Source organism: Kitasatospora sp. NPDC087315, from assembly GCF_044744345.1.
Taxonomy (GTDB): domain Bacteria; phylum Actinomycetota; class Actinomycetes; order Streptomycetales; family Streptomycetaceae; genus Kitasatospora.
On the sequence record NZ_JBIUYD010000003.1, the window covers coordinates 382386 to 404289 of the forward strand.

Sequence of the window (21904 nt, forward strand, 5' to 3'; positions counted from 1 at the left end):
AACTATCTCCCATCGAATAATATGCCCCTATGGATCACGTGGACGTCATGCTCGACCAGTGGAGCCGGGAGCGCCCGGACCTCGACCTGGCGGCGGTCGGCACCGTCGGCCGCCTCGGCCGCTTCGCGCTGCTCGCGGGCCGGGCCGTCGAAGAGGTGTTCAAGCAACACGGCCTCCAGCGCGGCGAGTTCGACGTCCTCGCCACCCTGCGCCGCTCCGGCGCCCCGTACGAACTGATGCCCTCCGAACTCGCCGCGCTGCTGCTGATGTCGCGGGCCGGCATGACCAGCCGGATCGACCGGCTGGAATCGGCGGGCCTGGTGGAACGCCGCACCGACCCGGCGGACCGGCGCAGCGTCCGCATCGCCCTCACCGCGGCCGGCCGCGCCCTCGTGGACGCCGCCTTCACCGACCACGCGGCCAACGAGACCGCGCTGCTCTCCGCCCTCTCGGACGAGGAACGGGCCGCCCTGGACGGGCTCCTGCGCAAACTGCTCGCCGACGTCGAGGGCGCGGAGAGCCCGGCGTCCTGACGGCCCCGCCCGATGACCAGGGCCGCCCGCGACCGGCCCGGCGACCGGCCCGGCGACCGGCCCGGCGACCGGCCCGGCGACCGGCCCGCGACCGCCCCGGCCGCCCCGGAACGCCGTCGGCCGCCGTACGCGAGGAACGCGTACGGCGGCCGACACCCGGTGCGCCCTGCCGTCCGTGACGACTACCGCACCCTGACGTACTCCGCTTCCGCCGCGGCCCGACGCGGCGTCTCCGGCGGTTCCGCCACGGCCGCGGCGGTGGCCGCGGCCGCCGGCCAGGCGGCGATCGGGTTGCCCAGCCAGCGCCCCCCGTCCGGGACCTTCTCACCGCGCATCACCAGCGAGGCGGGCCCGACCGTGGTGCCGGCGCCCAGCGTCGAGCCCGGCAGCACGATGCTGTGCGGGCCGGTGGTGGCGCCCGCCCGCAGCCGCACGGCGTCCAGCCGCATCACCCGGTCGTGGAACAGATGGGTCTGCAGCACCGTGCCCCGGTTGACGCTCGCGCCCGCCTCGACCGCGACCAGGTCGCTCTCCGGCAGCCAGTGCGTCTCGCACCAGACCCCGCGGCCGATCTCGGCACCCAGGCTCCGCAGCCAGAAATTGAGGTACGGCGTGCCGGTCAGCGTCTGCCCGCCCCACGGCATGGCGAGATCCTCCACGAAGGTGTCGTACAGCTCGTTGCGCCAGACGAAGCTGGACCAGAGCGGGTGCTCGGCGGCCTTGAAACGCCCGACCAGCAGCCACTTCGCCACCGTGGTGACCAGGCAGGCGGCGATCGCGGCGGCGATCAGCACCACGCCACCACCGGCCAGCGAGACGGCCAGCCCGTAGCGGTCCCGCAGCTCCTGGAGCGCACCGAAGACCAGGTTGCCGAGGACGACGGCGAGCGCCAGCGGGATGAAGCGGCAGAGCTCCACCGCCGCCCGGGCCAGCACCAGCCGGCGCGGCGGGTTGTAGGTGCGGCTGTCCTCGCCCGCGTCCGCCACCCGGGGGAGGGCGAAACCGGGGCGGCCCAGCCAGGAGGAGCCGGGCTGGCTGCGCACCGGCGCGTCCGAGAGGACGCCGACCAGGGCGTGGTCGGGCAGGGTGCGGCCGGGGCCGACGATGCCGGAGTTCCCCACGAACGCCCGGCGCCCGACGCGCGCCGGGCCGACCCGCAGCCAGCCGCCGCGCAGCTCGAACGGCGCGATCAGGGTGTCGTCGGCCAGGAACGCGCCGTCGTCCACCTGCATCAGCCCGGGCAGCGCCAGCACGGTGGAGGCCTCCACCCGGCGGCCGACCTTGGCGCCGAGCATCCGCAGCCAGACCGGGGTGAACAGGCTCGCGTAGAACGGGAAGAGCGAGCGGCGCGCGGTGTCGGTCAGTCGGCTGACCGCCCAGACGCACCAGGCCACCTTGCCGTGCGCCGGGTGGAAGCCGGGCCGGATCGGCCGGCTGAACAGCCGGACCAGCAGCGCCACCAGTCCCGCGTAGCAGGCGACCGTCACCACGGTCAGCAGCACGCTGGCGGGCAGGAGCTGGATCAGCGCGCCGCCGAGCGTGCGGTCACCGTCGATGATCGAGTAGAGCAGGACGAGCGCGGGGGCGGCGGCGACCACCGGGAGCAGGCCGAGACCGAGCAGCCCCAGCCCGTACGCCAGGTCCCAGCGGCGGGAACGGGCGCGGCGGCGCAGCCGCGGCCCGTGCGGCGCGGGCCAGGCCGGGCGCGGTTCGGTGCTGGGCCGGGCGGGGGAGCCGTGCCAGAACCCGCCCGCCGGGACGACGCCCAGGACGCAGCTGCCGGGGGCGATGTCCGCACCGGCCCCGACCCGGGCGCCGGGCATCAGGGTGGACCGGGTGCCGATCCGGGCGCCCTCGCCGATCTCCACCGTTCCGAGGTGCAGCACATCGCCGTCCAGCCACCAGCCGGCCAGGTCGACCTCGCCCTCGACGGTGCAGCCCGCGCCCAGCCGGGCCAGGCCGGTCACCGGCGGCAGGGTGTGCAGATCCACGCCCTCGCCGACCTCGCAGCCCAGGGCCCGCGCGTAGTGCCGGGCCCACGGTGTGCCGGAGAGACCGGCCACCCCGAACGCGACCGCCGCCCGCTCGGCCGTCCACACCCGCAGGTGGACGGCGCCACCCCGGGGGTAACTCCCGGGCCGCAGACCGGCGGTGAGCAGCCGGGCGGTACCGGCGCCGAGCGCCATCCGGCCGGGCGCGCTGGAGAGCAGCAGCAGCCCGGTGATGACGAGCCACCAGGACGTCTTCGGGGCCCAGGTCAGGTTGCCCCCGGTCAGGTTGTCGAGCGCGGCCAGGGCCAGCACCCAGCGCAGCCCGCCGAGGGTGAACAGCGCGGCCAGCACCAGGGTCTGCCAGAGACCCGCGCGCAGCGGGGTGGGGCGCACCCGGCGCTCCTCGCGCGGACCGCCGCCCAGCTCGTCCAGCCGGGCCGCGAGACCGGGCAGGGTGGGGTGGGCGTAGAGGTCGGCGACCGAGACGTCGGGGTAACGGGCGCGCAGCACGGAGACCAGCTTGGCGGCGGCCAGACTGGTGCCGCCCAGGGCGAAGAAGTCGCCGTCGGCGCCCACGGGTTGGCCGAGCAGCGCCTCCCACTGCCCGGCCAGCCAGCCGGCCGTGCCGTCCGGGCGGGGCCCGGCCTCCGGCTGCGGGCCGGCCGTGGCGAGCGGCCAGGGCAGCGCGTTCCGGTCGACCTTGCCGGAGGTGCGGGTGGGCAGGTCGTCCAGCACCGCCAGCACCGGTACCAGGGACTGCGGCAGCCGCTCCAGCAGGGTGCGGCGGGCGGCGGCGAGGTCGAGCGTGCCGCCCGGGCCCGGTACCAGGTACCCGACCAGCAGCTGGCCCCCGGCCGGGGTGGTCCGCACCGCGGCGGCGGCCGCCCGGACCCCGGGCAGCGCCTGGAGCGCGGCGTCCACCTCGCCGAGCTCGATCCGGCGGCCGGCCAGCTTGACCTGCTCGTCGGCGCGGCCGACGAAGACCAGGCCGCGCGGGTCGTTGCGGACGAGGTCGCCGCTGCGGTACACCCGGGCGCTGCCGAGCCGCGGATGCGCGATGAACTTCTCGGCGTCCTTGGCCGGGTCCAGATAGCGGGCGGTGCCGACGCCGCCGATCAGCAGCTCGCCGGTCTCGTCCCAGCCCACCGGGTGGCCCGTGGCGTCCACCACGGCGATCTCCCAGCCGTCCAGCGGGGCGCCGATCCGCACCGGCTCGCCGGGCAGCAGCCGGGCGGCGGTGGCGACCACGGTGGTCTCGGTGGGGCCGTAGGTGTTCCAGAACTCGCGGTGCGGCGCGGCCAGCCGCTCGACCAGCTCGGCCGGGCAGGCCTCGCCGCCGACGATGACCAGCCGGACGGCGTCCAGGCACTCGTCGGGCCAGAGCGCCAGCAGGGTGGGCACGGTGGAGACCGCCGTGATGCCGCGCTCGACCAGCCACGGGCCGAGGTCCGTCCCGGCCTTGACCAGCGAGCGGGGCGCGGGCACCAGGCAGGCGCCGTGCCGCCAGGCCAGCCACATCTCCTCGCAGGAGGCGTCGAAGGCGACGGAGAGACCGGCCAGCACCCGGTCGCCGGGGCCGAGCGGGCGCTCCCGCAGGAAGATCCGGGCCTCGGCGTCCACGAAGGCCGCGGCCGAGCGGTGGGTGACCGCGACGCCCTTGGGCCGGCCGGTGGTGCCGGAGGTGAAGATGATCCAGGCGTCGTCGGCGGGGGAGGGGCGTCCGGGCCGGCCGCCGGGCGCGCACCGCGGATCGGCGGTCAGCTGCCCGCCCGCGCCGATCACCGCGCAGACCCGGGCGTCCTGCCAGATCAACTCGGCCCGCTCGTCCGGGTCGTCGGCGTCGACCGGGACGTAGGCGGCGCCGGTCCGCAGCACGGCCAGGATCGCCACGTACAGGTCGGCGGTGCCCGACGGGACCCGGACGCCCACCCGGTCGCCGGTGCCGATGCCGTGCGCGGCCAGCCGGTCGGCGAACCGCTCGACCTCGTGCAGCAGCGCCCGGTAGTCGAGGGCCGTTCCGCCGACGTCCAGCGCCGGCGCGTGCGGGTGGGTTCCGGCGGTTCTGGCGAGGATGTCCAGCAGGCTGCGGGGCTCCGGCGCTTCGGCCACCGGCCAGCCGGCTGCACGGCCCGGCGCGGGTCGGCGCAAGGTACCCGCCCCGCCCGTGTTCTCGTGTGCGTCCATAGGAGTTTCTTCCTCAGATCCGTGTACAGAATGACGACGCGGATGAGCCGTTCCCCCGCACGGGAGCGGCAGCGCGCGACGATCTCGATGGGGGTATCGGACGGATGCCGCGCCCATTCACCATGACTCGCCCCGGGCGTGCGCGGATGCGGAAATGGCGAGACCAAAGGAAATTCTCATCATCCATCCCGACCATTGGCCTGGGGGAGTCGGCCACTCGGCCGAATTGGTGAATCCGCAGGTGGGGACCGTGTTTCGGCGTGTGAACACGCGGACGACACACTGGAACCGCACGAAAAATCGAATGGAAGTTCACATTCCCCGCACAGGCGGAGGGTTAGGCCGATTGGCCGTCCGGGCGGTCACCCGGGAACTCGGCAAACTTCTGGATAAGCAATTCCCCCGTTTTGGTGAATTGCATACGTACCAGCCGGTAATCCCTCCCTGGGCACGGGCTGGGCACCGCCTGGGCACTGGCTGGGCGCCGCCGGTGGGCCGGTCGGCCGTACGTCCGCGGGTTCGAGATGCGCGTGCGGGTGACCTGTGCTTTCGGAGCGTGTCGACCCGGGTACGGACTGCCACGAAGGCGGGAGCCCCCGTTCCTTCGTCACCCTTCCCCGGAGGTATCGACCATGCGACGTCTCGCAACCGTGTGCGCCACCCTCGCCGCGGCCGGAGCGATGGCCCTGGCCGTCCCCGCCGCCGCCCTCGCCGCGTCGGGCAACCTGTACGTCAGCGGCCACCGGTACCAGAACCCGAGCGGCTGTTACGACAGCGAGCGCTGGCCGCTGTCGGTCACCAACGACACCAACGAGGTCGCCTACGTCTACGAGCACGCGGACTGCCGGGGTCGGGTGCTGGGCATCGTCCGCCCGGGCGAGGAGCGCACCTTCGAGTTCGGGGCCAGCGTCTACATCAAGTGACCCCGGGCCTCGGGTCCGAGGCCGCGTCCGGTGATCGGGGCGGGCCCGCTGGGGTGGGCCCGCCCCGCCGCATGCCGACCGTCCCGTGCGGGCCGGCCCGGGGCGCGGGGTGCGGTCAGGGAGTGGCGGTCGGGGCCCAGGCCCCTTCGCGTACACCCACCTTGCGGGCCGGGGCGCCCGCCCAGATCTCGCCGGGGCCGGTGGAGCGGGTGAGGACGGCGTTGGCGCCGACGACGGTGCCGGCGCCGACGGTCAGCACGCCCGCCTTGCACACCACCTTGGCGCCCGCGCACAGCACCGCGCCGTCCTCGACCACCACCCGCCGCATCGCGCTGAGTTCCTGCGGCACCCACGGGTCGGCCCGGCCGATCGTCACGCCGTTGTAGAGCGTCACACCGGCGCCGAGCGTGGTGTACGGGTGCAGGACGGTGCCGAAGCCGCGGTGGAACACCGCCAGCCCGGGCCCGATGTCGACCGCCGCGGGCACCTCCACCCCGTACAGGGCGAGCGCCTCCTGGACCAGGCGGCCCAGGAGGCGGTGGCGGCGGCGGTAGATGAGCGCGGTGACGAGAGACATCCACCCATTGTGTCCGTGCGGTCACCCGGCGTCACGTCTGCCGGTCACCCGGACCCGGGAGCGGTCACTTGAACTCGGGGACCGCCGTGTCGTTCTTGAAGGCGTCGAAGACCTGCTTGGCCTTGGCGGTGTCCCACTTGACCGCGGACTCACCGGTGTTGGTGCGGTAGTTCGGGTCGGCGATCGGGACGGTGATGCTCCTGCCGTCACCGCCGTTGACGTCCTTCATCGCGAGGAAGAGGGAGCCGAGGTCGGTCAGACCGGCGTCGTCGTCGACGATCAGGGTGCCGAGGCCGGAGTCCACCAGCGGGTAGAAGGTGAACGGGTTGAGCACGGTGAGGGGGGAGGCGGCCTGCTTGGCGAGGGCGCCGAGGAACTTCTGCTGGTTGCGCATGCGGCCGAGGTCCTGGTCGGCCATCTGGTGGCGCTGCCGGACGAAGGCGAGGGCCTGGGTGCCGGTGAGGTTCTGGCAGCCGGCCTTGAGGTCGAGGCCGGAGTCCTTGTCCTTGACGTCCTGCTCGATGCACATGTCCACGCCGCCGATCGAGTCGACGATGCCGACGAAGCCGGCGAAGCCTATCTCGGCGTAGTGGTCGATGTGGATGCCGGTGTTCGTTTCGACGGTCTGGGTGAGCAGCTTTCCGCCACCGGCCGCGAAGGCCGAATTGATCTTCGCCGTCGAGGACTTGACGGTCTTTCCGTTGTCGCCGGGGTGCTCCGGTATCGGCACCCAGGAGTCCCGGGGGATGCTCATCAGGGTGTTCCCGTTGTCCCCGACGTGCAGGATCATCATCGAGTCGCTGCGCTTGCCGCCCGCGTGACCGGTGTGCAGGTCCTCCTCCTGGGAGTCGGAGAGGCCGTCCCTGCTGTCGGAGCCGACGATCAGCCAGTTGGTGCCCTTCCCGGCGGCCGGGCGGCCGGGGTAGTCGGCGAGCACGTTCTCGTGGTTCAGCTTGGAGTCGGCCCAGAACCAGGTGGAGACGGAGGTGACCATCAGGGCGGTCAGGACGCCGAAGACCGACCACTTGACGATGCGGCGCCGGGGCCAGCGCGACGGGCCAGGGGTGGCGGGCGGCCGGGTGCCGCCCGGGGTTATCGGACCGCCGGGCCCGCCCGGCCCGCCCGGACCAGGCCGGCCGGGCGCCCCCGGACCCTGCGGCGGTACGCCCCCGGGCCGGGCCGGCTGCCCGTACCCCTGCGGCGGCGGCCCGTAGCCCTGCGGGGCCACCGGCGACTGCGCGGGCGTCCGGGCCGGCTGCCCGGCCGGCTGCGGCCGGCGCGGCGCCGGAGCGCCCGGGCCGCGCGGGTTCAGCGACGACGGCAGCGGCGGCTCGGCCCCCGAGCCGCCGCCGCGCCCGTACGCGCCGCCGCCACCACCGTTGCCGCCGCCGTACGGGTTCCCGCCGCCCCCCGGGCGGCCCTCCTGCCACGTGTTCATGTGGGAGAGGATGCCCGACGCCGGCCGCGGTGACTCCCCCCGGGGCCCCCACCGGGCCCCTTGTAGCGGTTTTGATGCACGGGCCGGATCGTTCCACCGCATCGTCCCGAAGCGCCCGCGGCCGGGCCCCGACCGGGTCCGCGGCCCGGCCCGGCGCGGCCGCGGCCGTCTCACCATGCGTCTCACCCTGTGTTCACCAGCCGGAACGATCCTTGACCGGCCGGAACGCTGCGTGTTTGCATGACTGCCATGGATCAGCGATGGACTCTCACGCGTCGGCGTCACGTCGACCTTCAGCGTGTGTCCTGCTCCCTCTGTCGTGGCTGACGCGCGCCCGTCGAACCCTCTCCGTCCTCCCCGCTCCGCCGCCGCCTTGCGGCGGCTTCAGCGTTGCGCCGTTTCCGTCCTTCCGACGCTCCGCCGTCGTAGCGCCGTCCCCGCTTCCTGCCCCGAGGTGAACCCCATGGCCACCGTCCTGTCCGTCTCCGGCTCCCCGTCCGCGACCTCCCGCACCACCCGCCTGCTGCGCCACGTCGACGCGCGGCTCGAAGCCCGGGGCCACCACGTCGTCCCGTTCGAGGTGCGCAGCCTGCCCGCGCACGCCCTGCTCTCGGGGGACTTCTCCCACCCCGACATAGTCGCGGCCACCGAACTGTTCGCGCGGGCGGACGGCGTGGTCATCGGGACCCCGGTCTACAAGGCGGCCTACTCGGGCCTGTTGAAGACCCTGCTCGACGTGCTGCCGCAGTACGCGCTGACCGGCAAGGCCGTCCTGCCGCTGGCCACCGGCGGCTCCGCCGCGCACGTGCTGGCGGTGGACTACGCGCTGCGCCCGGTGCTCAGCTCGATGGGCGCCGGCCACATCACCCAGGGCTGGTTCGTGCTCGACCGCCACATCACCGTCGGGGAGGACGGCGGCACCACCATCGAGCGGGAGACGGACGTGCTGCTCACGCCGGTGGTCGAGGCGTTCGCGACCGCGCTGGAGCGGCTCGCCGCACCCGCCCTCACCGCCTGAGGAGAATTGACGCACCGTCAGGAATTCTCCCGTACGGGCCGACCCTGAGGAGGGGCGCCGCTACCCCTAGGGGGAGGGGCGCCCCTCCCCGTACATCTCCGGTTAGGCCGCTTCATCCCGGCGGATGACGAGTGATCCGCGGGCCGCTCCTAACGTTGTCCTTATCCCCACTCGTGCGAACGAGGGCGAGGCTCAGCGGAACCGGAGCCGGCCACACGCGATGGGTGGTGCTAACTCCCGGTCGAGGACTACCGCCTCCGCCATGTCGCAGGACAGGCGGGGGCGGCGAGGCTGGGGGCAACGGGTGGGCCCACTTCTTAGGAGACTTCAGTGACGACGGCAGCAGCAGCCGTGTACGACCCCCAGCTTCCCGCCGGCGACGCCGGTGTCGCGGCCTCGGCCCGGCAGGTGACCAAGGCCTACGGCTCGGGCGAGACCAGGGTCACCGCGCTGGACGCGGTGGACGTCGACATCCAGCGCGGCCGCTTCACCGCGATCATGGGCCCCTCCGGCTCCGGCAAGTCGACCCTGATGCACTGCCTGGCCGGCCTGGACACCGTCACCGAGGGCCGGATCTGGATCGGTGACACCGAGATCACCGGCCTGAAGGACAAGCAGCTGACCAGGCTGCGCCGGGACAAGATCGGCTTCATCTTCCAGGCCTTCAACCTGCTCCCGACGCTGAACGCGCTGGAGAACATCACGCTCCCGATGGACATCGCCGGCCGCAAGCCGGACACCGCCTGGCTGGAGCAGGTCGTGGAGACCGTCGGCCTGGCGGGCCGCCTCAAGCACCGTCCGACCCAGCTCTCCGGCGGCCAGCAGCAGCGCGTCGCGGTGGCCCGGGCGCTGGCCGCCCGCCCCGAGATCATCTTCGGCGACGAGCCCACCGGCAACCTCGACTCCCGGGCCGGCGCCGAGGTGCTGACCTTCCTGCGCCGCTCGGTGGACGAACTGGGCCAGACCATCGTCATGGTCACCCACGACCCGGTCGCCGCCGGCTACGCGGACCGCGTGCTGTTCCTCGCCGACGGTGTGATCGTCGACGAGATGTACGCCCCCACCGCCGACTCCGTCCTCGAACGCATGCGCCGTTTCGACGGCAAGCGCACGAGCTGAGCGGGGAACCGGAACCATGCTGCTCAAGACCTCACTGAGAAGCTTCTTCGCCCACAAGGGGCGGATGGCACTCTCCCTGATCGCGGTCGTCCTGTCGGTCGCGTTCGTCTCCGGGACCCTGGTGTTCTCCAACACCGCCACCGGCACGTTCGACCGGCTCTTCGCCTCGACCGCCTCCGACATATCCGTCCAGCCCGCCAAGACCGGCCTCGACGGCGAGGAGGACGACGACGCGCGCGGCAGGACCGCCACCCTGCCGGTGGACGTCGTCGAGAAGGTGGCCGCCACCACCGGCGTGAAGCAGGCCATCGGCCAGATCATGATCGCCAACGCCACCCTGGTCAACCCGGTCACCAACAAGGCCGTCGGCCCGACCAGCGGTGCGCCGACCCTGACCGGCAGCTGGACGGACACCCCGCGCAGCTCGGTGGAGGTCACCAGCGGCCATGCGCCGCAGGGCCCCGACCAGATCGTGCTGGACGCCGACACGGCCAAGAAGGCCGGGCTCGGCCTCGGCGGCAGGCTCCGCGTCATCACCGTCGAGGGCAAGCACGACTTCTCCATCGTCGGCATCGTCTCCTTCAAGACCACCAACCCGGGCGCGGCGCTGGCCTTCCTGGACACCGCCACCGCGCAGCAGGTCCTGCTCGGCACCACCGCGTACACCTCCGTCGAGGTCTTCGGCGACGGCAGCCGCAGCAACGACCAGCTCAAGGCCGACGCGGCCGGCACGACGGGCGGCGGCTACCAGATCAAGACGGCGGCGGAGCAGAAGGAGGAGAACAACAAGAGCATCGGCTCCTTCCTCGGCTTCATGAAGAACGCGATGCTCGGCTTCGCGGTCGTCTCGGCGCTGGTCGGCGGCTTCCTGATCGTCAACACCTTCTCCATGCTGGTCGCCCAGCGCACCCGGGAGATCGGGCTGCTGCGCGCCGTCGGCGGCAGCCGCAAGCAGGTGAACCGCTCGGTGCTGGTGGAGGCGCTGATCCTCGGCGTGCTCGGCTCCACCATCGGCATCGGCGCGGGGCTCGGCCTCGCCGTCGGCCTGATGCAGCTGATGAAGGCCGTCGGCATGAACCTCAACACCGACGACCTGCAGATCGGGCCGGACGCGGTGGTGTACGGCTACCTGCTGGGCGTCGGGGTCACCCTGGTGGCGGCGTGGTTCCCGGCCCGCCGGGCCAGCAGGATCGCGCCGATCGCCGCCCTGCGCGACCACGGCACCCCGGCCGAGGGCCGGTCCAACACCGTCCGCACGGTGATCGGCCTCGTCCTGACGGCGGGTGGCGGCGGACTGCTGGTGCTCGCGGCCAAGGCCGACAAGGCGGCCACCGGCGGGGCGTACCTGGGCCTGGGCGTCCTGCTCACCCTGCTCGGCTTCGTCGTCCTCGGCCCGCTGCTGGCCACCGCCGTGATCCGGGTGCTCGGCGCGCTGCTGCCCGCCCTGTTCGGCCCGTCCGGCAAGCTCGCCCAGCGCAACGCGATGCGCAACCCGCGGCGTACCGGTGCCACCGCCGGCGCGCTCATGATCGGGCTGGCGCTGGTGATCGGCGCCTCGGTGTTCACCTCCTCGATGGTCAAGTCCTCCACCGAGCAGATCGACAAGTCGGTCGGCGCGGACTACATCATCTCGGGCGGCCGGACCGGCCTCAGCACCGAGATGGTCACCGCCGCGCGGAACACCCCCGGCCTGGACCACGTCACCGAGCAGAAGAACATGCCGGCGAAGCTCACCACGCCGGACGGCAACACGACGAAGTCCTTCCTCGCCGCGGTGTCGGAGCGCTTCACCGACGACTTCCGGCTCCCGGTCACGTCCGGTACGGCGGCCTCGGTCCAGCAGGGCTCGCTGGCGGTCGGCGAGGAGTACGCCAAGGAGCGCAACCTCAAGGTCGGCGACACCATCAAGGTCGAGTACGCCAAGGGCCACGTCCAGTCGCTGCCGGTCGGGGTCGTGCTGGCCAAGGGCTCGCTCTTCGACGGCGCCGTCTTCGTGGCCATCGACACCGTCGCCAAGGCCGTCCCGGCGGCCGAGCTGCCGCTCGACAGTTCGGTCTACGGCACGGCCGCCGCCGGAGCGGACATCACCAGGACGCTCGCCGCGCTGGAGGACTCGCTCAAGGAGTACCCGCAGCTCGGCATCAAGGACCAGGCCGGCTACAAGGACCTCGTGCAGGGCCAGGTCAACACCCTGCTCTACATGGTCTACGGCCTGCTCGGCCTGGCGATCGTGGTCGCGGTGCTCGGCGTGGTCAACACCCTGGCGCTGTCGGTGGTCGAGCGCACCCGGGAGATCGGCCTGCTGCGGGCGATCGGCCTCTCGCGCCGCCAGCTGCGCCGGATGATCCGGCTGGAGTCCGTGGTCATCGCCCTGTTCGGGGCCGTCCTCGGCACCGGCCTCGGCCTGGCCTGGGGCATCACCGGGCAGCAGGTGCTGAAGGACCAGGGGCTGGCGACGCTGGCCGTGCCGGTCGGCACGATCGTCGCCACGCTGGCCGCCTCGGTGGTCATCGGTCTGCTGGCCGCTCTCGTCCCGGCCTTCCGGGCCGGGCGGATGAACGTCCTCGCGGCGATCGCGACGGACTGACCCCGCCACGGGGGCCTTCCCGGCCGGGGGACAGCGCCGGGGAGGGCATGGGCGGGGCAGGGGGAACGGGGGGAACCGGGGGGACGGGGGGACAGGGGACCGCGGGGGCCGGGTGCGACACCGCATCCGGCCCCCGCGGCGTGTCCGGCCCGGGCCGGGACGGTCGGGGAGGTCGGGGCGATCCGGGGCGGTCAGGGACAGAGGATGTCCGCCGCCTTGTCGGCGGTCACGGTCGTGGCGGCGGAGGGCACCGGGGGAGCGGGGGGAACCGACGGTGCGCCGGCGGCCGGGCCGGTGGTGGGGCTCGGGGGCGTCTGGTAGGCGGTGCCCGCGTACACCTGGAGGGTGGGCCCGAGCCCCGCGACGGCCGTCAGCTCGGCGCCCGGCAGGGCGGCGGCCAGCGTCCGGGCCGACTCGTCCCAGCGCGGGTCGTACCGGATCGCCGTCCGCGCGGCCGGCCCGCCCGCCGGGGCGTTGGACGGCGCGCCGGTGGTCGCGAAGCCCGCCCGTCGCAGGTCGCCGTCGACCCGGGAGCCGAGCCCGGCGGTCCCGGCCGCGTTGAACACCTGGACGTGCACCTGCTCGGGCGTCACGGCGGGCTTGGCGGCCGGCGCGGTGGCGGGGGCCGTCGGGGGAACCGCTGTGGGGGCGGCGGTGGGCGCCGCCGTGGGAACCGCCTCGTCCAGCGGCCGCCCGTCCCGGACGGCGTCGAACAGGGCCTTGGCCCCCGCCTGGTCCCAGAGCACCGTCGAGCCCCAGCCGTTCACCTGGTGGCCCAGCTGCGCCAGCGGCACCGTGGCGAAGTCCGCCTTGCCCGCCGAGAGGTCCTTCATCCTGGTCGCCAGGGTGATCAGTTCGTCCGCCGTGAGGTCCTTGTCGGCCTTGACCGAGCCCAGCAGGCTGTCCGTGACCCGCGCCAGCCGGACCGGGTTGAGCAGGGTGCCGCCGCTGGTCACCTGGTGCATCAGCTGGGCGACGAGCCGCTGCTGCCGGTGCATCCGCCCGAGGTCGGAGCTGCCGTCGACGTGCCGGGCGCGGACGTACTTGAGCGCCCCGGCGCCGTCCAGGGTGCTGGTGCCGGCCGGCAGGTCGAGCCCGGAGTACTCGTCCTTCAGCGGCTTGGCGGTGCAGACCCGCACCCCGCCGACGGCGTCCACGGCGGAGACGAACCCGGCGAAGTCCACCTGGAGGTAGTGGTCGATCCGCAGCCCGGTGTTCTGCTCGACGGTGGCGACGGTGAGCTGCGGCCCGCCCATCCCGTACGCGGCGTTGATCTTGCCCTTGCCGGCCGGCACCTCCTTGCGGGTGGCCGGGTCGCGGTGCGCGGGGATGTCCACGTAGGAGTCGCGCGGGATGCTGACCACGCTGGCCCGGGCGCCGTCCCTGGCGAGCTGGACGATCATCATGGTGTCGGTGCAGCGGCAGGACTCGCCCCCGGCGTGCAGCACCTCCTTGAGGGTCTTCTCCGGGATGCCCGAGCGGTCGTCGGTGCCGACCACCAGGAAGGTGGTGGCCCCGTCGTCGGCCGGTCTGGCCTGGTCGCCGCCGAAGGCGTCGACCCGGTCGATCGAGCCGAGGCCGTGCAGCACCGCCCAGCCGCCGCAGGAGGTGGTGAGGACGGCGAAGGCGATGCCTGCGGCCAGCCGGCGGGGCCAGGAGCGGCGCCGCCGGGGACGGGCGGAGAGGGGGGAGACGGGCATCTCTCGGATGGTAGGGGTGGCTCGCACTAGGCCGGGTGAGGGCGCGCCGGGGGTGGGTAGTACGGTGGGCCTGATTGGCGAAACGTTCCTTCAGCGAGGGGTACGAGGAGCCGCCCAGACCGGGACAAGACGGCGACCCGCCCGCACCGGTACGGTTGGCCCCGATGAACACCAAGGCTGCTGAGGAGCTGCCGGCGGTCTCCGTGATCATGCCGGTGCTCAACGAGGAACGACACCTGCGCACGGCCGTCCGGCACATCCTGGAACAGGACTACGCCGGGCCGATGGAGGTGGTGATCGCCCTCGGTCCGTCCTCCGACCGCACCGCGCAGATCGCCGCCGAGCTGACCGCCGAGGACCCGAGGGTCAGGACGGTGGAGAACCCCACCGGCCGCACCCCCGCCGGGCTGAACGCCGCGATCCGCGGCTCCAGCCATCCGATCGTGGTCCGCGTCGACGGGCACGGCCTGCTCACCCCGGGGTACATCACCACCGCGGTCCGGCTGCTCGGCGAGATGGAGGCCGCCAACGTCGGCGGCATCATGCACGCCGAGGGCGAGACCGAGTGGGAGAACGCGGTCGCCGCCGCGATGACCTCGAAGATAGGCGTCGGCAACGCCGCCTTCCACACCGGCGGCCTGGCCGGCCCGGCGGACACCGTCTACCTCGGGGTGTTCCGGCGCGAGGTGCTGGAGAAGCTGGGCGGCTACAACGAGGAGTTCGTCCGCGCCCAGGACTGGGAGCTCAACTACCGCATCCGCCAGGACGGCGGGCTGGTCTGGTTCACCCCGCAGCTGCGGGTCACCTACCGGCCCCGGCCGAGCGTGCGGGCGCTGGCGAAGCAGTACAAGGACTACGGCCGCTGGCGCCGGGTGGTCACCCGCTACCACAAGGGCTCGGTCAACCTCCGCTACCTCGCCCCGCCGGCCGCCTTCGTCGGCGTGACGCTCGGGCTGGTGCTCGGTGCCGCCGTCCACCCGGTCTTCCTCGCGGTGCCCGGCGCCTACCTGCTCGGCATCGTCGGCGGCGCGCTGGTCGAGGGCCGCGGGCTGGCGCCGAAGGCGAAGGCGATGCTGCCGGTGGCCTTCGCGACCATGCACCTCAGCTGGGGCTTCGGCTTCCTCACCTCGCCGAGCTCGCTGGCCCGCCGGGTGATCGGCAGCCGCGCCCCGTCCGCCACGGACGTGGTGACCGAGGGCCGCTGACCCGGCGCAGCCCGGCCGACCGCAGTCCGGCCGATCCCACCGACCCGCCCTCCTGACCCGCCGCCCGGCGCTATCGCCGGTCGCCATGGGGACAGTCGAGGGCGGGTCCGTCGTCGGTGCCCGTGTCGAGCCGGGCGCGGACGTGGACGGACGGGCGGTGCTCGGCGCCGGGACGACGGTCTGGCACCTCGCCCAGGTGCGCGAGGACGCGGTGATCGGCGCCGACCGCGTCATCGGACGCGGCGCCCACGTCGGCCCCGGCGTGCGGATCGGGGACCGGGTCGAACTCCAGAACCACGCGCTGGTCCACGAACCCGCGATGGCCGAGGACGGGGTGTTCATCGGCCCGGCGGCCGTGCTCACCAACGACCTCCACCCCCGGTCGGTGGTCGAGGACGGCCGGCTGAAGCGCGGGGACGACTGGCACGCCCAGGGTGTGACGCTCCGCGAGGGCTGCTCGGCCGGCGGCCGCGCCGTCCTGGTCACCGGGGTGACGGCCGGCCGCCGGGCGCTGGTGGCGGCGGGCGGCGTGGTCCACCGGGACGTCCCGGACTTCGCCCTGGTCGCCGGTGTACCGGCCCGCCGGATCAAGTGGGTCGGCCGGGCCGGCGAGCCGCTGGAGCCCGACGGCCCCGGCCGCTGGCGCTGCCCGCGCACCGGCGAGGAGTGCCGGGAGACGGGCGGCCTCCTCGCCGAGGCCCGAGCGGCCTACTTGGCGCAGGCGTCGGTGTCGTCGGCCTGGACGCGCTGAAGGTCCTTGGGTGCCTCGGTCGGCACGGCGGCCGGGTTCGCGGGAGCCGCCAGCACGTCCTTGCCGAGGGCCAGCACCAGAGCGTCCCTGGTGCCGGCCTTCGGGTCCTCCCTGACCGCGTCGGCGGGCAGGCCGAGGGCGGCGGCCAGCGCGGCCGCCTCGGTCGACCGGCCGGCCGGGTAGGACACCGAACTGGCCGGTGTGGCAGGCATGTTGGCGCCGGTGGCGGCCCTGGTGAAGCCCTTCGCCTGGAGCTTGTCGACGGCCTGCTGGGCCTGCCCGGGCGTCCCGCTGCCGTTGCGCACCGTCACCCGGAGGCCCTTGGTGTCCACGGCCGGGGTGGTGGCCGTCGGCCCGGGGGCGGGGGTGGTCGGGGCGCCGGCCCCGGGCGTGGCGGGGGCGGCCGGGGTGGCCGTCTCGGTCAGCGAGCGGTCGTTCGCGATCATCGAGAACAGCTGCCCGGCGTCCGGCTGCTTGAGCACCAGCCGGTCCTTGTCCTTGGGGTCGTCCAGCACCGGCACGGTGGCGAAGGTGATGTTCTTGGTGTCCACCTTGCTGACGTCCAGCGCCAGGTCCTTCAGCTTGTCGACGCTGCCGACCCCGGAGTCCACGGTGAGCGCCTTGGTGGCGGCGTCGGCGAGCTTCCACAGCTTGGCCGGGTTGGTCAGGGTGTCGCCGCTCTTGATGGCGCGGATCATCGAGCTGATGAACTGCTGCTGGAGCGGGATCCGGGTGAGGTCCCCGCCCAGGCCGACGGCGTGCCGGGTGCGGACGAAGGCCAGCGCCTCGTCGCCCTGCACCACGTGCCGGCCCTTGCTCATCTTCAGGTGCGAGTCGGGGTCGTTGATGTCCTTGGCCGCGCACACCTCGACCCCGCCGACGGCGGCGGAGAGCGTCTTCACGGCTTCGAAGTTGACCATCACGAAGTGGTCGACCCGAATGCCCGTCACCTTCTCGACGGTCTTCCAGCTGCACCCCGGGTCACGGCCGTCCTGACCGAGACTGGTGTTGAACATCGCGCGCGTCGAGCCCGGGATTTTCTTGCCGTCACCGCTCTGGCATTCCGGGATCGGCACCATCAGATCGCGCGGAATGCTGATCACGGTCGCATTGCTGCGGTCCTTGGCGACATGGAACAGCAGGGTGGTGTCGGCGTGTCCGGCGCTGCCCTCGTCGCCGTACTCGCGGCCGAGGCCCTCCCGGCTGTCGGTGCCGAGCACCAGGATGTTCAGCGCGTCGCCGGCCGCCTTGGGCCGCTCCTCCTCGCTGCCCAGCTGCACCTTGACGGCGGTGATGTTGCTGTTGAGGTGCTGGTACACGTAGTACGCGCCGCCGCAGCCGGCCGCCAGGACCATCGCGCCGATCCCGGCCGTCCACTTCAGCACCCGCCGCCGACGGCTCCGTTTGGCGGCGCCGGCCCTGCGGTGGGCGGCCCGGCCGCCGCCGTCGCGACGGCCCGGCGGGGGCGCGGCGGCCGCCGACGGCTCCGGGGCGGGCTTCCGGCGGCGCTGCGGCGGGATGGCGGCGGCGGGGTCGAGCCGGTACTGCCCGGTCTCCGGATCGAGCACCCACTGGTCGGCGGGGTCGACCTCCTGTTGGTCCTGCTGCACGGGGCTTCCCTCCCTCCGACCGGTCCACGGGCCGGTGCGCGGATGCCGCGCGCCGACCCGGACACACTAGACGAGTCGCGTGGGGGAATTGTTCCTGATGTGATCTCCGCCATGTTCCCGGGCGTCAATTCACCAGGTAAATCAGGGACCGGGAATTTCCCTCGAAAGCCTTCGAAGGAATGATCCGCACACAAAAGAGTGACCCTGACCTGCGATCAGTGCCCGGTGCCGGGCGGGTCAGTGCGCCGCGCAGGCGTCCACATCGGCGGTGCGTCCCTCGAACGTGGGCGAGGCGGACGGGTCGGCTGACGCCTCGGCAGTCTGGGCGGTCCCGTCCGAGCCGGCTGCGGCGGACGCGGTCGCCCCGGCGCCCGGTCCGGTGGCGGGTCCGGTGCCCCGGGCGGTGACGGAGCCCGGCGGGCGGACGACGACCGGACGGTCGTCGCGCAGCGTGGTGAACAGCTGGGTGGTCTGCGGCTGCACGAACTCGTCCCGGTCCGAGTCGAAGCGGTACGGGCGGCGCGGCGCGGTCAGGAACACCACGTTCGCCGAGGGGATGTCGCGCAGGTCCTGGGTGAGGTCGTAGAGCGCGCCCAGCGAGGAGAGGCCCCCGTCGGCCTTCACCGAGGAGGTCGCGGCGTCCAGCACCGGCCAGAGCCTGGCCGGGTTCAGCAGCACGCCCTGCGACTGCGCCTTGCGGATCAGCGACGCCAGGAACTGCTGCTGACGCCCCATTCGCTGGGTGTCGCTGCCGTCGCCGAGGGTCTCCCGGGCCCGGACGTAGCCGAGCGCCTGCTCGCCGTTCAGGGTCAGCCGCCCGGCCGGCAGGTCCAGCCTGGCGTCCTTGTCGTGGATCGGCTGGGGGACGCACACCTCGACCCCGCCCACGGCGTTCACCATCGACTTGAAGCCGGTGAAGTCGAGGATCACATGGTGGTCGATCCGGATGCCGCTCAGCTGCTCGACGGTGCGGATCGAGCAGGCCGCGCCGCCGATCTCGAACGCCCAGTTGAACTGCATCAGCCCGGGTTTGTTCCGGGTGCCGTCCGGCTTCTCGCAGGCCGGGACGGTGACCATGACGTCGCGCGGGATGGAGACCGCCGTCGCGTGCTTCCGGTCCGCCGCCAGGTGCAGCAGGATCGTGGTGTCCGAGCGCCGGCCGCCGGCCTCGCCGTACGAGGCGTTCGCGCCCGTCCGGTCGTCGCTGCCGATCAGCAGGATGTTCTCGGCACCCTTGGCCCCGGCGGTCCGGCTGGGCCGCTCGGCCTCCAGCTGGGCCAGCAGCCGGTCGGTGGCGGTGTCGGTGCCGATGTTGCCGTCGAGCTTGCGGTAGGCGATCCAGAGCAGTGCGCCGGAGGCGACCAGCAGGAAGGCGAAGGCGCCGGCGGTGATCATCAGCCACCGCCGGCGCCCTCGTCCGGGTGCGGTCGGGGAGCCCGGCCGGGGGACGTCCGGCTTCGGGGCGTCCGGGTCGGGGAGGCCCGGGGTCGGGGAGGCCCCGGGCGGGGGGCGCTCGGTCGGGGGGTGCTCGGTGTCGTCCTCGGCCATGGCAGGGATCCCTACCCGCCGGGCCGGACCCGGGGGTTACCCGAGGCGCAGTGTCACCCGTTCGGACTCCGCCCGCTTCTCCCACTGCTCGGCGGTCAGGTCCTGCGAGTTGCGGCAGAGCACCACCGAGGCGCCGGCCGCCAGCGGCGCGAGCAGTCCGGCCTCCAGGCCCGTCCAGTCGTCGTACGAGAGCGTGGACAGCACCCGGTCGCCGGGCCCCAGGTCGAGCCGGACGGCGCCCTCGCGGGCCAGCGCGACGGTCTGCTCGCCGGTCAGCTTCAGCGGCAGCCCGTCGACCTCGGTCTCCAGCGCGGGCGCGTCCGGGGTGACGGGGGAGTACGGCGCGAAGCGGTCACCCTGGCCGGGCACCTCGGCGGCGTAGTCGAGGAAGCCGTCCGGGCGCTGGGGGAAGCGTCCGCCGAGCGGGCGCAGGGCGAGGGCCACCCGCTCCCCCTCGCAGGCGTGGGCGGCGGCCAGGCCGTCCGGGCCGCTGACCACCAGGTCGGCGGTGCCGGGCTCGCCGCCCGGGACGGCCGCCACCCCCACCGACCAGCAGGCCAGCAGCCAGACGGCGCTCTGCCAGTGGGCGGGCAGGAGGAGGGCGGCGCGGTCGCCCGGGCCGGCGTTCAGCTCGTCCTGGAGCAGGTTGGCCGTCTTGGCCACCCAGTTGTCGAAGGTCCGGGCGGAGAGCTCGACCCGTTCGCCGGTCGCGTCGTCGTAGAAGGTGACCAGCGGGGCGGCGGGGTCGACTGAGGGAGTGCCACCTCGCAGGTATGCGTGCAGCAGCTCGACGGGGGTTCGGGCATCGGCAGCGAAATGCGCAGTCATGGTGCGCCCCAGCCTACGGCCTTCGGGTGGGCCACCGGGAGGGGAGGCGGGCCGGGTGGGAGTGACGTGGCGACACTGTCTGTTTGCGGTGAACATCCCTTCTATGACCCTTCATCTTCCGGCCGCCGCTCTCGCCGGCTGCACCGCCGTCCTGCTCCTCCAGCCCGTCACCGCCGCCGCCGAACCGGCCCCGCGGCCACGGACCCCGGCCGGCGGCGGCTCGGTCACCTCGCTCCCGCTGACCGCGATATCCACCGGGGCCACCGGGCGTGCCGGGCCCGCCGGACGCGGCCTCGCGGCGCGCGCCACCCGGCCGTTCGAGCTGCTCGGGGTCGGCTGGGACGGCCCCGCGGCGGCGCTCGCGGACGGCTCGGTCCGGGTGCGCGTCCGGTCCGCCGCCACCGGCGCCTGGAGCGGCTGGCACGACCTGGACACGGACGGCGCCGACGGCCCCGACGGCCCTGACAGCGCCGAGGGCCCTGACGGCCCCGACGGGCCGCCGCACGGTGCGACGGCGCCGCTCTGGACCGGGCCGAGCGACGGTGTCGCGGTCGAGGTCGTCCCGGGCCCCGCCGGGCCGCCGCCCGGACTGCGGGTCGAACTGGTCGACCCCGGGCAGGGCGCGGACGCGGCCACCGCCCAGGTGCTGCCCGGGAGCCCGGCGGACGGGCACCAGGCCCCCCGCCCCACCGTCGTCACCCGGGCCGGCTGGGGCGCCGACGAGTCGCTGCGGGAAGAGGGCTTCGTCTACACCGGCCCGGTCCGGGCGGTCTTCGTCCACCACACCGCCACCGCCACCGAGTACGACTGCGCCGACGCGCCCCGGGTGATCAGGGCGCTGTACCAGTACCACGTACAGAGCAACGGCTGGCGGGACATCGGCTACAACTTCCTGGTGGACCGCTGCGGCACCGTCTACGAGGGCCGGGCGGGCGGCGTCGGCCTGCCCGTGCGGGGCGCGCACACCCTCGGCTTCAACACCGACTCGGCGGGCGTCGCGGCGATCGGCACGTTCACCACCGACGTCCCGCCGGAACCCCTGCTGGACGGGATCGCCCGGACGGCCGCCTGGAAGCTCGGCCTCACCGGCCAGGACGCGGCCGGCCGCGTCCAGCTGGTCTCCGCGTCCTCCGCCAGCCGCTACCCCAAGGGCAGCAAGGCCGACTTCGACGCCGTCTCCGGCCACCGGGACGGCTTCAACACCGAGTGCCCCGGTTCGGTCCTCTACGAGCGCCTCCCCGGCATCCGTGCCGCGGCCGCCCGTCTCCAGCACGCCGACGGCGCCCCGGCCCCGGACCCAGTCCCGGCTCCGGATTCGGGCCCGGCTCCTGCTCCGGACTCGGCCCCGGCTCCTGCTCCTGCTCCGGACGCAGCTCCTGCTCCTGCTCCGGCTGCGGGCTAACCCGGCCCCGGGCCGCGCCCGACCAGGGCGCGCAGCTCGGCGGTCAGCTCCCGGGCGAGGTCCGGTCGCAGGTCGTAGCGGGCCGGGGTGTTCTGCAGCAGCGCGATCCGCCAGCCGGCGCCCGCGTTGACCGCGATCACCGTCTGCAGGGCGTTGAGCGCCGGGTCGAGGTCCTCGGCGTCGTCCGGGACCAGGCCCGCGACGGCGTCCAGCTGCGCCACCCCCGGCCCGAGCGCCCGTACCCGGTGCACCCTCGCCACATACTCGGGGGTGGCGTGGTCGGCGAAGAGCCGGCCCAGCTCGGCGGCGATCACCGACCGTCCGCTGTGCCGGGTGCCGTCGAAGCCGATCACCTCCCCGTCCTCGGCGAACGGTCCGGCGAAGGCCGGGCCGTCGCGCAGGTTCCAGCCCTCCAGCACCCGGTGGTAGAGCGCGCGCACCGCGCTCCGGTCCCCGGGGGACAGTTCGGGCAGCCGCGTATCGTTCATAC

The 21904-nt window shown here is 73.9% G+C and carries 17 protein-coding genes; 9 read left to right on the plus strand and 8 right to left on the minus strand.

What is annotated here, in order from left to right; genetic code table 11:
- The first annotated feature begins 29 nt into the window (after positions 1-29).
- Positions 30-533, plus strand: coding sequence for a MarR family transcriptional regulator (locus ACIO5D_RS06795; RefSeq protein ID WP_363605790.1), 504 nt, complete (start codon positions 30-32; stop codon positions 531-533).
- Positions 534-715: 182 nt separating this feature from the next.
- On the opposite strand, the gene ACIO5D_RS06800 is transcribed toward ACIO5D_RS06795, so the two are convergent.
- Complete coding sequence (locus ACIO5D_RS06800; RefSeq protein WP_400794129.1) at positions 716-4708, minus strand: Pls/PosA family non-ribosomal peptide synthetase; 3993 nt, start codon at positions 4706-4708, stop codon at positions 716-718.
- Positions 4709-5340: 632 nt separating this feature from the next.
- Here ACIO5D_RS06800 and ACIO5D_RS06805 point away from each other — a divergent pair.
- The gene (locus ACIO5D_RS06805; protein WP_363613157.1) at positions 5341-5631 is read left to right on the plus strand and encodes a hypothetical protein; all 291 of its coding nucleotides are present in this window, start codon (positions 5341-5343) and stop codon (positions 5629-5631) included.
- A 115-nt stretch (positions 5632-5746) separates the two neighbouring features.
- Here ACIO5D_RS06805 and ACIO5D_RS06810 read toward each other — a convergent pair whose 3' ends face one another.
- A complete protein-coding gene (locus ACIO5D_RS06810) occupies positions 5747-6208 on the minus strand; it encodes a hypothetical protein (protein ID WP_400794131.1) in 462 nt (153 codons plus the stop codon).
- 64 nt (positions 6209-6272) lie between these two features.
- Positions 6273-7646, minus strand: a complete 1374-nt coding sequence (locus ACIO5D_RS06815) for an LCP family protein (RefSeq protein WP_363613153.1) — start codon at positions 7644-7646, stop codon at positions 6273-6275.
- A 249-nt stretch (positions 7647-7895) separates the two neighbouring features.
- Between ACIO5D_RS06815 and ACIO5D_RS06820 the strand changes: the two genes are divergently transcribed.
- The 4 genes from ACIO5D_RS06820 (at position 7896) to ACIO5D_RS06835 (ending at position 12370) form a co-directional block, all read left to right on the plus strand.
- On the plus strand, positions 7896-7973 hold the full coding sequence (locus tag ACIO5D_RS06820) for a putative leader peptide (RefSeq protein ID WP_359810240.1): 78 nt from the start codon (positions 7896-7898) through the stop codon (positions 7971-7973).
- Positions 7974-8109: 136 nt separating this feature from the next.
- Positions 8110-8664: an NADPH-dependent FMN reductase gene (ssuE, locus tag ACIO5D_RS06825; protein ID WP_363613151.1), complete on the plus strand. Its 555-nt coding sequence runs from the start codon at positions 8110-8112 to the stop codon at positions 8662-8664.
- 351 nt (positions 8665-9015) lie between these two features.
- Entirely contained in the window at positions 9016-9783 is a 768-nt protein-coding gene (locus tag ACIO5D_RS06830) for an ABC transporter ATP-binding protein (protein ID WP_363613161.1), read from the plus strand.
- 16 nt (positions 9784-9799) lie between these two features.
- Positions 9800-12370: an ABC transporter permease gene (locus ACIO5D_RS06835; RefSeq protein WP_400794134.1), complete on the plus strand. Its 2571-nt coding sequence runs from the start codon at positions 9800-9802 to the stop codon at positions 12368-12370.
- A gap of 191 nt (positions 12371-12561) precedes the next feature.
- On the opposite strand, the gene ACIO5D_RS06840 is transcribed toward ACIO5D_RS06835, so the two are convergent.
- Positions 12562-14070 (minus strand): LCP family protein, encoded by a 1509-nt coding sequence (locus tag ACIO5D_RS06840; RefSeq protein WP_400794136.1) that lies wholly within the window; start codon positions 14068-14070, stop codon positions 12562-12564.
- Between the two features lie 164 nt (positions 14071-14234).
- On the opposite strand from ACIO5D_RS06840, the gene ACIO5D_RS06845 reads away from it, so the two are divergent.
- Positions 14235-15275: a glycosyltransferase family 2 protein gene (locus ACIO5D_RS06845; RefSeq protein WP_363613145.1), complete on the plus strand. Its 1041-nt coding sequence runs from the start codon at positions 14235-14237 to the stop codon at positions 15273-15275.
- Positions 15276-15360: 85 nt separating this feature from the next.
- Positions 15361-16026 carry an N-acetyltransferase gene (locus tag ACIO5D_RS06850; RefSeq protein ID WP_363613143.1) on the plus strand — a complete coding sequence of 222 codons (666 nt, stop codon included), beginning with the start codon at positions 15361-15363 and terminating at the stop codon, positions 16024-16026.
- Here ACIO5D_RS06850 and ACIO5D_RS06855 read toward each other — a convergent pair.
- The 3 genes from ACIO5D_RS06855 to ACIO5D_RS06865 all read right to left on the minus strand — a co-directional run bounded on the left by ACIO5D_RS06855 (position 15984) and on the right by ACIO5D_RS06865 (position 20012).
- Entirely contained in the window at positions 15984-17636 is a 1653-nt protein-coding gene (locus ACIO5D_RS06855; RefSeq protein ID WP_400794138.1) for an LCP family protein, read from the minus strand. The two genes, ACIO5D_RS06850 and ACIO5D_RS06855, sit on opposite strands and share 43 nt — an antisense overlap.
- Positions 17637-17873: 237 nt before the next feature.
- Entirely contained in the window at positions 17874-19184 is a 1311-nt protein-coding gene (locus ACIO5D_RS06860) for an LCP family protein (protein WP_363613139.1), read from the minus strand.
- 36 nt (positions 19185-19220) lie between these two features.
- Positions 19221-20012 (minus strand): TIGR03089 family protein, encoded by a 792-nt coding sequence (locus ACIO5D_RS06865; RefSeq protein WP_363613137.1) that lies wholly within the window; start codon positions 20010-20012, stop codon positions 19221-19223.
- Between the two features lie 103 nt (positions 20013-20115).
- On the opposite strand from ACIO5D_RS06865, the gene ACIO5D_RS06870 reads away from it, so the two are divergent.
- The gene (locus tag ACIO5D_RS06870) at positions 20116-21414 is read left to right on the plus strand and encodes a peptidoglycan recognition protein (protein ID WP_400794140.1); all 1299 of its coding nucleotides are present in this window, start codon (positions 20116-20118) and stop codon (positions 21412-21414) included.
- On the opposite strand, the gene ACIO5D_RS06875 is transcribed toward ACIO5D_RS06870, so the two are convergent.
- Positions 21411-21902, minus strand: coding sequence for an SgcJ/EcaC family oxidoreductase (locus ACIO5D_RS06875; protein ID WP_363613133.1), 492 nt, complete (start codon positions 21900-21902; stop codon positions 21411-21413). The two genes, ACIO5D_RS06870 and ACIO5D_RS06875, sit on opposite strands and share 4 nt — an antisense overlap.
- Positions 21903-21904 lie beyond the last annotated feature (2 nt).